Annotated in this window: 12 protein-coding genes; 2 read left to right on the forward strand and 10 right to left on the reverse strand. The window is 67.5% G+C overall.

Annotated features, from left to right (window positions below; genetic code table 11):
• Positions 1-329: 329 nt before the first annotated feature.
• From clpB to HLH34_RS17205, 6 genes are all read right to left on the reverse strand, one after another.
• Positions 330-2,933 (reverse strand): ATP-dependent chaperone ClpB, encoded by a 2,604-nt coding sequence (clpB, locus tag HLH34_RS17180; RefSeq protein WP_183120792.1) that lies wholly within the window; start codon positions 2,931-2,933, stop codon positions 330-332.
• A gap of 261 nt (positions 2,934-3,194) precedes the next feature.
• On the reverse strand, positions 3,195-4,223 hold the full coding sequence (gene adhP, locus HLH34_RS17185) for an alcohol dehydrogenase AdhP (protein ID WP_183120793.1): 1,029 nt from the start codon (positions 4,221-4,223) through the stop codon (positions 3,195-3,197).
• Between the two features lie 125 nt (positions 4,224-4,348).
• Entirely contained in the window at positions 4,349-5,995 is a 1,647-nt protein-coding gene (locus HLH34_RS17190) for a S10 family peptidase (RefSeq protein ID WP_183120794.1), read from the reverse strand.
• A 71-nt stretch (positions 5,996-6,066) separates the two neighbouring features.
• The gene (locus HLH34_RS17195) at positions 6,067-7,356 is read right to left on the reverse strand and encodes a M28 family peptidase (protein WP_183120795.1); all 1,290 of its coding nucleotides are present in this window, start codon (positions 7,354-7,356) and stop codon (positions 6,067-6,069) included.
• A gap of 157 nt (positions 7,357-7,513) precedes the next feature.
• The gene (locus HLH34_RS17200; protein ID WP_244960029.1) at positions 7,514-8,023 is read right to left on the reverse strand and encodes a GlcG/HbpS family heme-binding protein; all 510 of its coding nucleotides are present in this window, start codon (positions 8,021-8,023) and stop codon (positions 7,514-7,516) included.
• Positions 8,024-8,058: 35 nt separating this feature from the next.
• Positions 8,059-9,117, reverse strand: coding sequence for an aldo/keto reductase (locus HLH34_RS17205; RefSeq protein WP_183120796.1), 1,059 nt, complete (start codon positions 9,115-9,117; stop codon positions 8,059-8,061).
• A 114-nt stretch (positions 9,118-9,231) separates the two neighbouring features.
• Here HLH34_RS17205 and HLH34_RS17210 point away from each other — a divergent pair, with 114 nt between their 5' ends.
• Positions 9,232-10,137 carry a LysR family transcriptional regulator gene (locus tag HLH34_RS17210; RefSeq protein WP_183120797.1) on the forward strand — a complete coding sequence of 302 codons (906 nt, stop codon included), beginning with the start codon at positions 9,232-9,234 and terminating at the stop codon, positions 10,135-10,137.
• An 85-nt stretch (positions 10,138-10,222) separates the two neighbouring features.
• On the opposite strand, the gene HLH34_RS17215 is transcribed toward HLH34_RS17210, so the two are convergent.
• Positions 10,223-10,915 (reverse strand): fumarylacetoacetate hydrolase family protein, encoded by a 693-nt coding sequence (locus tag HLH34_RS17215; RefSeq protein ID WP_183120798.1) that lies wholly within the window; start codon positions 10,913-10,915, stop codon positions 10,223-10,225.
• Positions 10,916-11,050: 135 nt separating this feature from the next.
• Between HLH34_RS17215 and HLH34_RS17220 the strand changes: the two genes are divergently transcribed.
• Positions 11,051-11,521, forward strand: coding sequence for a hypothetical protein (locus HLH34_RS17220; RefSeq protein ID WP_183120799.1), 471 nt, complete (start codon positions 11,051-11,053; stop codon positions 11,519-11,521).
• 73 nt (positions 11,522-11,594) lie between these two features.
• On the opposite strand, the gene ilvC is transcribed toward HLH34_RS17220, so the two are convergent.
• From ilvC to ilvB, 3 genes are all read right to left on the reverse strand, one after another.
• Positions 11,595-12,614: a ketol-acid reductoisomerase gene (gene ilvC, locus HLH34_RS17225; protein WP_183120800.1), complete on the reverse strand. Its 1,020-nt coding sequence runs from the start codon at positions 12,612-12,614 to the stop codon at positions 11,595-11,597.
• A 66-nt stretch (positions 12,615-12,680) separates the two neighbouring features.
• On the reverse strand, positions 12,681-13,196 hold the full coding sequence (gene ilvN / locus HLH34_RS17230) for an acetolactate synthase small subunit (protein ID WP_183120801.1): 516 nt from the start codon (positions 13,194-13,196) through the stop codon (positions 12,681-12,683).
• Positions 13,197-13,293: 97 nt separating this feature from the next.
• Positions 13,294-15,120: a biosynthetic-type acetolactate synthase large subunit gene (gene ilvB / locus HLH34_RS17235; RefSeq protein WP_183120802.1), complete on the reverse strand. Its 1,827-nt coding sequence runs from the start codon at positions 15,118-15,120 to the stop codon at positions 13,294-13,296.
• Between the last annotated feature and the right edge of the window lie 54 nt (positions 15,121-15,174).

The following is a 15,174-nucleotide window of genomic DNA, read 5'->3' on the forward strand; positions in this document are numbered from 1 at the left end:
ACCCAGAACAAACCAGATGCCCAATCCTCCAAAACAACCCAGATCACTCCAGATCGTCAGAACGCCGCCAACATATCCCTTCCAAACTCTCTTATTCTATTGTCAAAGACCAGCACCGAAGGGGCAGTGCCGTTCGGTGAAGCGGCTTTTACGGGGACTGGCGGGGGATGTCAACACACTGTCTCGCCTGCCAAAAATCGCTACTTCCGCCGAAAAACCGCCATTCCCGCCCCCTATCCCCCCAGGCGGGCCGAAAGAATGATGAATTTTTTTCGTCAGCGACCGGCAAATAACCGGGGAAGGCGGAATCCGCCTTCCCCCACGTGCCGTCAGGCCGCCCCGATCGGCTTGCCGTTGATGGTCAGGCCGCCTTCGTTGGCAGACACCCGCACCGTTTCCCCATCGTGGATGGTGCCTTCCAGCAGCAGGCCCGCCAGCGGGTTCTGCAAGGCGCGCTGGATCACCCGCTTGAGCGGACGCGCGCCATAGACCGGATCGTAGCCTTCCTCGGCCAGCCACAGATGGGCGGGCTCGTCCAGCGTCAGTTCGATATGCCGATCGTCCAGCAGCTTGCGCAGACGGGCGATCTGGATATCGACAATCCGGGTCATGTCGGCGCGCTGCAGGCGCGAAAACAGGATGATCTCGTCCAGGCGGTTGAGGAATTCCGGCCGGAAATGATCCCGCACCACCTTCATCACCTCGGCCTGCACCATGTCGGTCGATTCATTGTCCGGCAGGTGGGCCAGCACGTCGGACCCCAGATTGCTGGTCAGCACGATGATGGTGTTGCGGAAATCGACCGTCCGGCCCTGTCCGTCCGTCAGGCGTCCGTCGTCCAGCACCTGCAGCAGGATGTTGAACACGTCCTCGTGCGCCTTCTCGACCTCGTCGAACAGGATCACCTGATAGGGACGACGCCGCACGGCCTCGGTCAGCACGCCGCCTTCCTCGTACCCGACATAGCCCGGCGGGGCGCCGATCAGGCGCGATACCGCGTGCTTCTCCATGAACTCGCTCATGTCGACACGCAGCAGCGCCTTTTCGTCATCGAACAGGAAGCGGGCCAGCGCCTTGCACAGTTCGGTCTTGCCGACACCGGTCGGGCCGAGGAACAGGAACGATCCGATGGGCCGATTGGGGTCCTGCAGGCCCGCCCGGGCGCGGCGCACGGCGTGGGCCACGGCCGTCAGCGCCGGTTCCTGGCCGACGACACTGCGGCGCAGTTCGTCCTCCATCCGCAGCAGCTTGGCGCGCTCGCCCTCCAGCATCCGGTCCACCGGCACGCCGGTCCAGCGCGAGACGATCGCGGCGATGCCCTGGTCGGTCACGGCCTCGCTGACCAGGCCGGCCCCCTCGGCCGCCCCCTCGATCTCCTCCTGCGCGCGGGCGATCTGGTCCTCCAGGCCGGGGATGACGCCGTACATCAGTTCCGACGCCCGCCCCAGGTCGCCGCGGCGCTGCGCCACCTCGACATCCGAACGCGCCTGGTCGAGCTGTTCCTTCAGCTTCTGGACCGCGTTCACCCGATCCTTCTCGGCGTGCCAGGCGGCGGACATGGCGTTCGATTTTTCCTCGATCTCCGCCAGTTCCGCCTCCAGCTTGACCAGCCGTTCGCGGCTGGCGGAATCATCTTCCTTGCGGATGGCCTCGCGCTCGATCTTGAGCTGGATCAGGCGGCGGTCGAGTTCGTCCAGTTCCTCGGGCTTGCTGTCGATCTGCATGCGCAGCCGGCTGGCGGCCTCGTCCATCAGGTCGATCGCCTTGTCGGGCAGGAACCGGTCGGTGATGTAGCGGTTGGACAGCGTCGCCGCCGCCACCAGCGCGTTATCGGTGATCCGCACGCCGTGATGGAGTTCGTACTTCTCCTTGATGCCGCGCAGGATCGAAATCGTGTCGGCCACCGACGGTTCGCCGACATAGACCGGCTGGAACCGGCGGGCCAGGGCGGCGTCCTTTTCGATATATTTGCGGTATTCGTCCAGCGTCGTGGCGCCGATGCAGTGCAGCGTGCCGCGCGCCAGCTCCGGCTTGATGAGGTTGGACGCATCCATCGCGCCATCGGACCGGCCGGCGCCGACCAGCGTGTGCATCTCGTCGATGAACAGGATGACCTGCCCCTCGGCGCTCTCGATCTCCTTCAGGACGGCCTTCAGCCGCTCCTCGAACTCGCCCCGGAACTTCGCCCCCGCGACCAGCGCGCCGAGATCGAGGGACAGCAGTTTCTTGTTCTTCAGCGCCTCGGGCACGTCGCCATTGACGATCCGCAGGGCCAGCCCCTCGACGATCGCGGTCTTGCCCACCCCGGGCTCGCCGATCAGGACGGGATTGTTCTTGCTGCGCCGCGCCAGAACCTGGATCGCGCGCCGGATTTCCTCGTCCCGGCCGATGACGGGGTCGAGCTTGCCCTGCTGTGCGACCTCGGTCACGTCGCGGGCATATTTCTTCAGCGCGTCGAAGCCGGCCTCGGCGTTCTCGCTGGTCACGGTGCGGCCCTTGCGGATGGCGGCCACGGCCTTGTCCAGCGCCTGCGGGGTGGCGCCGCCGTCGCGCAGGGCGCGGCCGGCCGGCGTCTCGGACGCCGCGATGGCGACCAGCAGCCGGTCCTGCGCGACATATTCGTCGCCGGCCTTCTGGGCCGATTGCTGCGCCGCATCCAGCAGCCGGACCAGGTCCGGCGTGGCCTGCGGCTGCCCGGCGCCCCCACCCTGCACGCGGGGAAGCTTCGCCAGCGCGGTCTCGACGGCCGACACGATTGCCGGCGTCTGGCCGCCCGCCGCGCGGATCAGCGCCGACGCGGCCCCTTCCTCGTCATCCAGCAGGGCCTTGAGCAGATGCTCCGGCGTCAGCTGCTGATTGTACTCCCGCACCGCGATGGTCTGCGCGGCCTGAAGGAAGCCGCGCGACCGTTCGGTGAATTTCTCGATATTCATGATCCCATGTCCCTTTCACTCAGGCGACCTGACAGCCGGCGACATCGCCCCTTCTCGAGGCAGCGGCGTCACCGGATCAAATCCGAGATGGGGTGCCCCAGGCGTTATGACAAGAGGACCGCCATGGGCGGAGGAGATGGCAGACCCCCGCATAACCGGGGAAGGCCGGGCCGCCCGAACCCGGCAAGGGCCAAGGCCCTTGCATCCCCATTCGTTTATAAAACCCTGGGTTTCCAAAGGGCGAAGCCCTTGCCTCCCCTCTCAGTTCCGGAAGTCGATCACCATCCGACCCTGCACCGTGCCGTGTTCCAGGTCGTCGAAGATGCGGTTGATGTTCTCCAGCCGTTCCGGCGCCACCACGGTGCGGACCTTGCCGTCGGCGAAGAAGGACAGGGCCTCGATCATGTCCAGGCGGGTGCCGACGATGGACCCCCGCACCGTGGTCCCCGCCATCACCATATCGAAGATCGAGATGGGGAATTCGCCCGGCGGCAGGCCGTTCAGCACGATCGTCCCGCCCCGACGGGCATAGCCCATGGCCTGGGAAAAGGCGCTGCGCGACACCGCGGTCACCAAGGTGCCGTGCGCACCGCCCACCTGGTCCTGGATGAAGGTGGCGGGATCGGTCTGGGCCGCGTTGACCGTCAGCGCCGCCCCCAGCGACCGGGCCGTGGCCAGCTTCTCGTCGTCGATATCGACGGCGATCACGTTCAGCCCCATGGCCACGCCATATTGCACCGCCATCTGCCCCAGCCCGCCGACGCCCGAGACCGCCACCCACTGGCCCGGGCGGGTATCGGTCATCTTCAGGCCCTTATAGACCGTCAGCCCCGCGCACAGCACGGGCGCGACCTGGATCGGATCGACCCCCTTGGGCAGATGCGCCACGTAATTGGGGTCGGCCACCACGAATTCCGCGAAGCAGCCGTTGACGGTATAGCCGGTGTCGTCCTGCGTCTTGCACAGCGTTTCCCACCCGCCCAGGCAATGTTCGCAATGCCCGCAGGCGGAATACAGCCAGGGCACGCCGACCACATCGCCCTCGCGCACCCATTTCACCGCACTGCCCACGGCCACCACATGGCCCACCCCTTCATGCCCCGGAATGAAGGGCAGCGTGGGTTTGACGGGCCAGTCGCCGCGCGCGGCATGCAGGTCGGTATGGCAGACGCCGCAGGCGTCCATCTTCACCAGAATCTGGTCGGGCCGGATGTCCGGAACAGCCAGTTCCTCGATCGTCAGTGGTGCGCCGAACGCCCGCACGACGGCCGCCTTCATTGTCCCTGCCATCCTGGTCCTCCGAATATGTCGGTTCTCAAGAGAAAGGCATGCACCCTGCGCCGCCATGACCCAGATCAACGGCGGCGGGGTGCGCCTGCCGTCCTGCCCCGCGCGGGGGCAGGACAGGATGCGGGTCAACCTGGCAGATTGTCGGTCCGGCGGATGAAGTCGGCGGCGTTGTCGTGCAGTTCCTTCAGCGCCGGCGCATGGGCGTAGACCATATGGCCCGACATGTACTGGTGGATTTCGACATTGCCCGCCAGCCTGCGCGGAATCGGCAGGTGGCGCATTTCGAACACGCCCTCGAAATACGGCGTGCCGAGATCGAAATAGCCTTGGTTCAGCTGCACCTTCAGCAGGGGGTTTTCCTTCATCGCCATGGCCAGGTCGGGCAGCACGTTGGGCAGGCCACGGTTGGAGAAGGGCATGTCGGGCTGTACGTGCGTGAACGACCATTTGCTGATCGAATGGGCGCTGGGCTTGTATTCCTCGTACGCGCCGGTGGGGCTTTCGCCACCGTAATGCAGCACGTCACGCGCATAGGCGTTGAAGGTCGAGATATAGGCCGCCCCCATCGACGCATCCATCGGGTCGTAGAACGGCCGCTGCGACAACGGGTCGATCGACGCGCCCGAGAACCGGCTGTCGAGACGGCCGGTGTCGATGTCTTCGTCCCCCATCAGGGTCTTCTCGAACTCGCCGCCATTCACGCGCAGGTTCGCGTGCTTGATGTACTCGACCGGCAGCCCGGTATAGGCATGCAGGCGCGTGGCGATATCGTTGAAGTGCGCGTCGGAAATGGCCGTGCCCTCCTGCAGGGCGGCGGCATAGTCGGTCAGGGCGAACTGCTCGACCTCGTGCAGGAAGGCCTTCAGGTCTGCCGGCTGCTGCGGCAGCTTGTGGTGATACCACGCCGTGGCGGCGAAGCTGGGCAATGCCAGGACATAGGGCTGGTCGACGCTGGGATTGGCCTGCGGGCGATCGATGCTGTTGTCGTAATCGAGGATCTGCGACAGCAGCATCACCCCGTTCAGGTCGATTTCCTTGTCCTGCTTCAGCATGTTCGCGACGATGGCCGACCGCGTGGTGCCATAGCTTTCGCCATATAGATATTTGGGCGAATTGAAGCGGCCGTAGCGGCCCAGGAACTGGGCGATGAAATCGGTGAACGCCCAGGCATCGGGATCGGTGCCGTAGAATGCCTTGTCCTTGTCCTTGCCCCCCAGCCGGCCGAAGCCGGTGCCGGGCGCGTCGATGAAGACCAGGTCGGTCACATCCAGCAGGCTGTCGTCGTTGTCGACCAGCCTGTAGGGGGCGGCCGCGGTATGGGAATCGTCCGACGTCACGATCCGGCGCGGACCGAATGCCCCCATATGCAGCCACACCGTGGCCGACCCGGGGCCGCCGTTATAGACGAAGGTGATCGGGCGCGCGATGCTCTGCACCCCCTTCTTGAAATAGGCGACGTAGAACATCGCGGCGACCGGTTCTTCCTCGGGCTTGGCCTTCTTTTCGGGCGCGGCATCGTCCCAGTCGCGGGGATGAACGACCAGGGTTCCGGCAACGGCCTGATAGGCGATTTTCTGCCCGCGCACCGTCACGCTGCCATCGGAAATCTTCTGCTGCGGGGTGAAATCGAACCCGTTGGATGCCGGTTTGGCCGGGGTGTCGGCGTGGGCCGGATGGTCCTCGGCCCGCGCCGGAGAGAGGGGGGCCATAGCCACCAGACACGGCGCCAGGATCGCCAGGGCGACGCCGTCGAGAAGGAAGGATCGTGTCATCTCAATTGATTTCCGTAATGATACATCGGGTCGGGCGTCGCCCGAACCCACCAGGGCGGGCGTAAGCGGCGTCAATGTGTATGGCCCGGGATCGGACGCGGCGGCATGCCGGCGAAGGTCACCAGGCTTTCGGCCCCCGACGCGGACAGGGCCGACACGCCGAAGACGTGATCGTCGATATTCACGTTCTTCAGCACCAGCGACGTCGCATCCGCGGACGCATTGTGCTGGTCCGTCCAGGCCGTCCCGTCGGCGAGGCGCCAGCGCACGCGATAGGACGCGGCCCCCGGCGCGGCCGTCCAGGTCACCGTCGTGTCGTCCGACAGCGCGCCGGCGATCGTCGCGGTCGCCGGCGCGGCGGGGGCGGCGGCCAGGTCCGACAGCACCGCCATGTTCAACGCCGTGACCCGCGCCAGGTACGGGAAATCCACGAAGGCGATGGTGTCGCCGTACTGGCGTCCGGCTTCGATCCGCACGCGCTGGTGCTGGCGGTCGTAATCCTCGACCGCCTCGGTGAAGCGGACGGCGGGAAAGCCTTCGGCCAGGAATGGAATATGGTCGCCGCCGCGCATGAACCGGTCGGGTCGCCGCACCGCCCGCACCGACAAGCCGATGCCCGGATGCGCGGCTGCCTGCATCACCACCGCCTTCGCCAGCGCGCGGGACGGCGAATCGTCCTCGGCCCCCGTGGCGCGCTGCGCCTTGATGCCGGCGGCGTCGGCGGCGACGCGGATCCCCTCGCTGAACACGCGGACGCGATTGTCGACGTGCTCCCCTCCGATGCCGTGGGTGTTGCCGACGATATCGTTGTTCAGCACGCCGGCCACCTGCCAGCCCCGCGCCTTGGCCGTACGGGCCAGCAACTCGCCCCCCCACAGGCCCTGTTCCTCGCCCGACAGCACGGCATAGACGATCGTTGCCGGGAAATGCTGCCGCGACAGCAGGCGCGCGGCCTCCATCACCAGCGCCACGCCCGACGCGTCGTCATTGGCACCCGGCGCGTCGGTGGTCGCGTCCATCACGTCGTTCACGCGGGTGTCGATATGGGCCTGGACGATCACCACACGGTCGGGATCGGTCGTGCCCTTCTGGACCGCCAGCACGTCTTCCACCCGCACACCGTCCGGCGCGCGCGGGCCGGTGAAGCGGTCGCCGATCGTTTCAACCGACAGGCAACCGCCGCAGGCCGCGCCATCGGCCGCGAACCGGTCGGCCACCCAGCGCCGCGCGGCGCCGATCCCGCGCCGCGAATCCGTCGTGGTGGACAGGGTGTGCCGCGTGCCGAACCCGACCAGCGCCGTCACCGTCCGGCGCAGCGCCGCCTGGTCCGGATGCGGCAGCCCACTCGGGGGGTCGGCCATCGCGGCGTGTGCGATCCCCCCACACAGGCCGGCGGACAAGGCCGCGAGGAGGAACGGACGAAGCCGGGCGTGCAAGCCAGAAAGACGTTTCATATCGAAAACATTGCCGCCTTTCCGCCGCCATGCAAGACCGCCGCCCCGTCCGCCGGACACCGACCTAGCGGAACTGCGGCGAGACCTCCTTCAGCGCATCGACGGCGCAGGCCTCGTCCTTGTCGCCGCCGGGGGCGCCGGACACGCCGACGCCCCCCAGGATGGTCCGGTCGGCACGCCGGATCAGCGCGCCGCCCGGCACGAACAGAACCTGCGGGATGGTGTTCAGCGCCCCGTTTTCCGGGCCCGTCACCTTGGCCGCAATCAGGGCGCTGGTCGTGTCCTTGTCGAAGGCCAGACCGTAGGCATAGGCCGTATAGGCCTTGCGATAGGACACCGACAGCGATTGCAGCGGCACGGCATCGCCCTTGATGATGACCTGTTCGTGCCCCGACGGATCGACCACCGCCGCCGTCACCGACCAGCCGCGCCCGGCGCAGATGCGCACCGCCGTCGCGGCCAGGCGTTCGGCCAGTTCCCATGTCAGTTTCTGGGTCGTGACCACGGGCGAGCCCGCCGCCCGGGCCGGGAACGCGGCGAGGAAGGCCGAAGCGACGAGGGCGGCGCAGCCCATCCCCGTCGCCATGATGGCGGGTCGCGTCATCGCTGCTATGCCGTCTTGATCGAGGGGCCGAGCAGTAGCAGATCCGCCGCCGACAGCCGGTCCGACGCCGTGCTGGCCTGGTGCCAGTACGGATAGAGCAGCGGCGGCGCGCTGGCCTTGTCCAGCCGGGCCATTTCCTCGGCCGACAGCGCCAGTTCGGCGGCCTTCAGATTGTCGGCAAGCTGCGCGTCGGTGCGAGCGCCGATCACCACCGAGGTGATGGCCGGGCGATGCGCCACCCACGCCAGCGCCACCTGGGCCGCCGACACCCCGCGTTCCGCGCCGATCGCCACCAGGACCTCGACCACGTCGTATAGCTTTTCGATGTCGTAGACCGGCGGTTCGTTCCACTGGGCCAGCTGGCGCGTGCCCTCGGGCTCGGGCTTGCCGCGCCGGTGCTTGCCGGACAGCAGGCCGCCGGCCATCGGGCTCCAGACCTGGACGCCCAGGCCCTGGTCCAGCGCCAGCGGCAGCAACTCGTACTCGGCCTCGCGCGCCTGCAGCGAATAGTAGATCTGCTGCGACACCGGGGCGATCAGGCGGTTGCGCTCCGCCGTGCTCAGCGCCTTCATGATGTGCCAGCCCGAGAAATTGGACACGCCGGCATAGCGGACCTTGCCCGCGCGGGTCAGGATGTCCAGGGCCTCCAGCGTTTCGTCCAGCGGGGTCTGGCCGTCCCATTCGTGCAGGTAATACAGGTCGATATGGTCGCGCCCCAGGCGGCGCAGGCTGGCCTCGCACGCGCTGACGATATGATGGCGCGAGGACCCGGCGTCGTTCTGCCCCGGCCCCATGCGGAAACGGGCCTTGGTGCCGACCAGGACTTCCTGCGAGCGGCCCTTCAGGGCCTCGCCCAGGATCTCCTCGGACACGCCGGAGGAATAGACGTCGGCGGTGTCGAACATGTTGATGCCGGCGCCGATGCACATGTCGATCTGTCGCTTCGCGCCCGCCACGTCCGTGCTGCCGGTCTTGGCGAAGGCGCCCTTGCCGCCGAACGTCATCGTCCCGAGGGTAAAGACGGAGACGCGCAGGCCGGAGCGGCCGAGTTGGCGATACTGCATGGTGGATCCTCCCGGTCGAAGATGATCGAATATCCGGGGGACTATGGGCGCCGCCGCCGGGGAATGATAACCGTCGAAATCAGGAAACAGTTTCCGGAAAAGGCGAAGGGTCAAATGCGCGACTCGGACGAGATGGAGATTTTCGTCGAGATCGTCCGCCAGGGGGGCCTGTCGGCGGCGGCCCGTCACCTGGGTCTGGCGCCGTCGGTCGTCAGCGAACGGCTTTCGCGGCTGGAACGCCGGCTGGGCACCCGCCTGCTGGTCCGCACCACCCGCCGCCAGACCCTGACCGAGGCAGGACGGATCTATCTGGACGAAGCCGGCGCCATCATGGCGGCCACGGCGGAAATGGAAGCCCGGGTCCGCGCCACCGTCAGCGCCCCGGGCGGCATGCTGCGCGTCACCGCGCCCATGCCCTTCGGCCGCATCCGCCTGGCGCCCTTCGTCGCCGGGTTTGTCCGCCGCCATCCCGACATCCGCGTCCATCTGGCGCTGGAGGACCGGATGACCGACATCGTGGGCGAAGGGTACGACATCGCCATCCGCGCGGCCCCGGTGGTGGATACCACGCTGACCGGGCGGCGGCTGATGGAAAGCCGGCGGGTGCTGGTGGCCAGCCCCGACTATCTGGCGCGGCACGGGCGGCCCCACACACCGGCCGACCTGGCCCGCCATGCCTGCCTGGTCGCCAACATGACGGGGCAATGCCGGGGGGAATGGCGATTCGGCCGAGGGAAGGACATCCGCATCCTGCGGGTCGACGGCGTGCTGGCGTCCAGCAATTCGGAACTGCCCGTCCACTGGGCGCTGGACGGGTTGGGCCTGACCCAGAAATCACTGTGGGAGGTCGAGGACCATCTGCACGCCGGCCGGCTGGAAACGGTGATGGAGGCGTGGGAACCCGACCCGGTCACCTTCTACGCCATCCACACCGTCAGCACCGCCCAGTCGCACAAGATCGCCCTGTTCATGGGCGAACTGCTTCAGCCGGGGGGCATCGATCTGGCGCCACCCTGCTAAAGGAAGGTCGGGCGCTGCCCGAACCCGGCAAGGGCCTCGGCCCTTGCATCCCATTCGTTTTAAAAGTCCTGGGTTTCGCGCCCGATCACGCCCCGTAGGTCACGTCCAGTTCGCCGAGGCCGTCGCAGGTCGCGTGCAGCACATCGCCGGGCTGCACCGCGCCCACCCCCGCGGGTGTGCCGGTCATGATCAGGTCGCCCGGGGCCAGTGCCACGAAGGCGCTGAGCTGCGAGACGATTTCAGCCACCGGCCAGATCATGTCCGCCAGATCGCCCTGCTGCCGGAGCGTGCCGTTCACGGCGAGGGCGATCCGGCCCGCGTCCGGGACGCCGAATTGGTCCGCCGGCACGACGGGGCCGATCGGGCAGGACTGGTCGAACCCCTTGGCCAGCGCCCACGGCCGGCCGGCCTTCTTGGCCTCGGCCTGCAGATCGCGCCGCGTCATGTCGAGGCCCAGCGCGTAGCCATAGACATGCGACAGGGCCTCGGCCGCCGGGATGTCCCGCCCGCCCCGGCCGATCGCCACGACCAGTTCGACCTCGTGATGCAGATTGGACGTCTTCACCGGAAACGGCAGCGCCCCGCCGCCCGGCACCACTGCGTCGGCGGGCTTGGCGAAGAAGAACGGCGGCGCGCGGCCGGGTTCCTGCCCCATCTCGCGCGTATGTTCGGCATAATTCTGGCCCACGCACCAGATGCGGCGCACCGGAAAGCGCGCGTTGCTGCCCGCGACCGCCAGGCTGGCCTGCGGCGGCGGGGGAATGACATAATCGACCATCTATCCTGCGTCCCTGTCTGTTGCCACGCATGGCGTGCCGCCACATAGCATGCACCGGCGCGACAGGTTGACGCACGAGCCGGTGAGGCGGTGTCCTTGTCGCACGCGCTGCGGTATTCAAGGAAGGGTCGCGCCATGCGCCATCACATCGTCCGGCACGCGCGACATATCGGGGTCGTCGCCCTGGCCGCGGGCCTGGGGGGATGCTTCGGGCCGACCGGTCCCATCTACGGCCAATGGTCGGGCTATCAGCCCGACGGCGCCTTGGGATATGAACGCAATGTGCGGCTTGTCCTGGAGGGTACGCCGGAGGCGCGCGCGGGGACCTATCGGATGCGGATGACGCCGATCAATCCGGCCGCCCTGCTGCAGGGCGCATCGAGCGTCTACTACAGCGATCACTGGACCCTGGAAGCCGGGGCCACCAACGGGCAGGCCTGGACACGCCTGCATCTGGCGGGTCTGCCGGGCACGCAGTTCGATACCTACGACATGCTGCCGGACCGGACGCTGGTGCCCCACACCCCCGGCCAGCCGCCGGAGGCGGCCATGCCTTACCGGCTCGGCCCCCTGCCGCCGACCACGTACGGCTACGGGCGGATCTGAAAACCGCCCTGCGGGAGGCCGCTGGCGACTGGGATCCAAGGGGCAAAACCCCTTGGACCTTCTCCCGCCAGGATCAGTTGCGGGTCTTGTCGACCAGCTTGTTCTTGCCGATCCACGGCATCATGGCGCGCAGCTTCTCGCCGACCTGCTCGATCTGGTGGGCGTTGTTGCGGGCGCGGATCGCCTTGAAGCCGACATTGCCGGACTGGTTTTCCAGGATGAAGTTGCGCACGAACGTGCCGTCCTGGATGTCGGTCAGGACGCGCTTCATCTCGGCCTTCGTCTCCGGCGTCACGATGCGCGGGCCGGTGGCGTATTCACCGTATTCGGCGGTGTTCGAGATGGAGTAGTTCATGTTCGCGATGCCGCCCTCATAGATCAGGTCGACGATCAGCTTGGTTTCGTGCAGGCACTCGAAATACGCCATCTCGGGCGCGTAGCCGGCCTCGACCAGCGTTTCGAAGCCGGCGCGGATCAGTTCGACCAGGCCGCCGCACAGCACCGCCTGCTCGCCGAACAGGTCGGTCTCGACCTCTTCCTTGAAGGTCGTCTCGATGATGCCGGCGCGGCCGCCGCCATTGGCCGAGGCATAGGACAGGGCGATTTCCAGCGCATTGCCCGACGCGTTCTGCGCCACGGCGACCAGCGAGGGCACGCCGCCGCCGCGCTGGTATTCGGAACGCACGGTGTGGCCCGGCCCCTTGGGCGCGATCAGGAACACGTCCAGGTCGGGACGGGCCTCGATGATGCGGAAATGGATCGACAGGCCGTGCGCGAAGGCCAGCGCCGCGCCCTGCTTCAGGTTCTTTTCCAGGTGCTCGGCATACAGCGCGCCCTGGCCCTCGTCCGGCGTCAGGACCATGACGACGTCGGCCCAGGCGGCGGCCTCGGACGGACCCATCACCTTGAAGCCCGCGGCTTCGGCCTTGGCCACCGCTGTGGACCCCGGACGCAGGCCGATCACCATGTCGGTGACGCCGCTGTCCTTCAGGTTGTTGGCGTGGGCATGGCCCTGGCTGCCATAGCCGATGATCGCGACCTTCTTGGATTTGATCAGGTTCACGTCGGCGTCGCGATCGTAATACACGCGCATGGGAAACACTCCTGTTGAAACGATGGAAAACGAAAAGACCCGTCGCGTCGGGACCGGCCGGGGGCGTCAGATCGTCCGGGGACCCCGGACGATGGCGGCGACCCCGGTGCGGGACACTTCGGCCAGGCCGAGCGGACGCATCAGGTCGATGAACGAATCGAGCTTGTCGGTCGCGCCGGTCAGCTCGAAAACGAAGGATGTGGCCGTCGTGTCGACGGCACGGGCGCGGAAGGCCTCGGCGATGCGCAGAGCCTCGGTCCGGGCTTCGCCCGAGGACACCACCTTCACCAGCGCCATTTCACGCGCGACATGGGGGCCGAGCGCCGTCAGGTCCGACACGCGATAGACCGGCACCAGCCGCCCGACCTGCGCCTTGATCTGCTCGATCACCTGCGGCGTGCCGGACGTCACGACATTGATGCGCGACTGGTGGCGCGATTCCTCGACCGGGGCCACCGTCAGGCTTTCGATATTGTAGCCGCGCCCCGAAAACAGGCCGATCACGCGGGCCAGCACGCCGCTCTCGTTCTCGACCAGAATGGAAATGACCGCGGAGATCGTCGTCTCCTCCTGCGTGGTCATGATATGTCCGTTTCCTGCATGGGTATCGGCGCGGGGCCTCGTTGCCCCTGCCGCCGACTGGGAAAAATGAAGGTCCGGCCGGAAGCCGGCGCGTCCGTCAGACCAGCATGCGCCCCTCGGCACTGACCGTGACCTCGCCATCCTGTTCCGGCCCCAGCAGCATCTGGTTGTGGGCGGCGCCGGACGGGATCATCGGGTAGCAGTTCTCGTCCTGCGCCACGCTGATGTCGGCGACCACCGCGCCCGGTTCGGCCAGCATCGCGCGGATCACGTCGTCCAGTTCGCCCACGCAGGTCGCGCGCATGCCGCGGGCGTGGAAGCTTTCGGCCAGGCGGACGAAATCCGGCAGGGCGGCGCTGTAGCTTTCGGAATAGCGCGACCCGTGCAGCAGTTCCTGCCACTGCCGGACCATGCCCATATACTGGTTGTTGAGGATAAACAGCTTCACCGGCAGGCGGTACTGCGCGATCGTCCCCAGCTCCTGGATGTTCATCAGGGTCGAGGCCTCGCCCGCGATGTCGATGACCAGCGCGTCGGGATGGGCGATCTGCGCGCCGACCGCCGCCGGCAGGCCATAGCCCATCGTGCCCAGCCCGCCCGAGGTCAGCCAGCGGTTCGGCCGGTCGAACTGGAAATGCTGGGCCGCCCACATCTGATGCTGGCCGACCTCGGTCGAGACATAGGTGTCGCGGCCGGTTTCCATGGCCAGTTCATACAGGCGACGCACCGCGTACTGCGGCCGGATGATCGCCGAGGGGGTCATGTCCTGCTCGAAATGCAGGCTGCGGATGCCGCGCCAGGCGTTGATCTGCTGCCACCACTGCGCCAATGCCGCATTATCGGGGGTGGCGGACTGGCGGGCCCATTCTTCGATCATCATCTCGATGGTCCGGCCGGCGTCGCCCAGGATCGGCACGTCGACCCGCACGATCTTGTCGATCTGCGACGGGTCGATATCGGCGTGAATCTTGAACGAATCGGGCGAGAACGCATCCAGCCGCCCGGTTACGCGGTCGTCGAAACGTGCGCCCAGCGCCACCAGCACGTCGCAGCCATGGGTGGCCAGGTTGGCCTCGTAGGTGCCGTGCATGCCCAGCATGCCCAGGAACTGCCGGTCGGTGGTGGGGAACGCCCCCAGCCCCATCAGCGTCGAGGTGCAGGGAAAGCCCGTCATCCGCACCAGCCGGCCCAGGGCTTCGCTGGCCTGGGGGCCGGAATTGATGATGCCGCCGCCGGTATAGAACAGCGGGCGCTTCGCCCCCTTCATCGCGGCGACCGCGCGCGCCACCGCCTCGCGGTCCGGTTCGGTGCGCGGACGGTAGGACGGATGCGCCGTGCGGGGCGCCGGCTGGTAGGGCGCGGGACCCACGGTCAGGTTCTTCGGCAGGTCCACCAGAACGGGGCCGGGGCGGCCGCTGCGCGCGATATAGAAGGCCTCATGCGCCACGCGGGCCAGGTCGCCCGCGCGGCGCACCAGATAATTATGCTTGGTCGCCGGGCGGGTGATGCCCGTGGTGTCGGCCTCCTGGAACGCATCGGTGCCGATCAGGGGCACGCCGACCTGGCCCGAGAAGCAGACCACCGGTATGGAATCCATCAGCGCGTCGACCAGGCCGGTCACCGCATTGGTGGCGCCGGGGCCGCTGGTGACCAGCACCACGCCGACCTTGCCGGTCGAACGCGCGTACGCCTCGGCCGCGTGCACGGCTGCCTGTTCGTGTCGGACCAGGACGTGGCGGATCGCGTTCTGCCGGAACAGCGCGTCGTAGATCGGCAGCACCGCCCCGCCCGGATAGCCGAAGATGACTTCGACACCCTGATCGACGAGAACGCGGAGCAGGACCTCGGCCCCGGAGAGGACGACGTCCCCCGCCCCGGCGCGCGTGTTCGGCTTCAGATCGTTCAGGTTCGGTGTCGCGTTCATATCCCTGGCTCCTCCGTCCGGCGTGTTTCGGAAAGCCCCCAACGTGGGCCGTCC

The sequence above is a fragment of the Gluconacetobacter azotocaptans genome, from assembly GCF_014174355.1.
GTDB lineage: Bacteria > Pseudomonadota > Alphaproteobacteria > Acetobacterales > Acetobacteraceae > Gluconacetobacter > Gluconacetobacter azotocaptans.

What these genes read in the sequence shown, in the direction of transcription:
- ilvN (WP_183120801.1), bottom strand. Translation starts at nt 13,196, where the DNA reads ATGACCACGCAGGAGGAGACGACGATCTCCGCGGTCATTTCCATTCTG.
- HLH34_RS17195 (WP_183120795.1), bottom strand. Translation starts at nt 7,356, where the DNA reads ATGGCCGACCCCCCGAGTGGGCTGCCGCATCCGGACCAGGCGGCGCTG.
- HLH34_RS17210 (WP_183120797.1), top strand. Translation starts at nt 9,232, where the DNA reads ATGCGCGACTCGGACGAGATGGAGATTTTCGTCGAGATCGTCCGCCAG.
- ilvC (WP_183120800.1), bottom strand. Translation starts at nt 12,614, where the DNA reads ATGCGCGTGTATTACGATCGCGACGCCGACGTGAACCTGATCAAATCC.
- HLH34_RS17200 (WP_244960029.1), bottom strand. Translation starts at nt 8,023, where the DNA reads ATGGGCTGCGCCGCCCTCGTCGCTTCGGCCTTCCTCGCCGCGTTCCCG.
- adhP (WP_183120793.1), bottom strand. Translation starts at nt 4,223, where the DNA reads ATGGCAGGGACAATGAAGGCGGCCGTCGTGCGGGCGTTCGGCGCACCA.
- ilvB (WP_183120802.1), bottom strand. Translation starts at nt 15,120, where the DNA reads ATGAACGCGACACCGAACCTGAACGATCTGAAGCCGAACACGCGCGCC.
- HLH34_RS17205 (WP_183120796.1), bottom strand. Translation starts at nt 9,117, where the DNA reads ATGCAGTATCGCCAACTCGGCCGCTCCGGCCTGCGCGTCTCCGTCTTT.
- HLH34_RS17215 (WP_183120798.1), bottom strand. Translation starts at nt 10,915, where the DNA reads ATGGTCGATTATGTCATTCCCCCGCCGCCGCAGGCCAGCCTGGCGGTC.
- HLH34_RS17190 (WP_183120794.1), bottom strand. Translation starts at nt 5,995, where the DNA reads ATGACACGATCCTTCCTTCTCGACGGCGTCGCCCTGGCGATCCTGGCG.
- clpB (WP_183120792.1), bottom strand. Translation starts at nt 2,933, where the DNA reads ATGAATATCGAGAAATTCACCGAACGGTCGCGCGGCTTCCTTCAGGCC.
- HLH34_RS17220 (WP_183120799.1), top strand. Translation starts at nt 11,051, where the DNA reads ATGCGCCATCACATCGTCCGGCACGCGCGACATATCGGGGTCGTCGCC.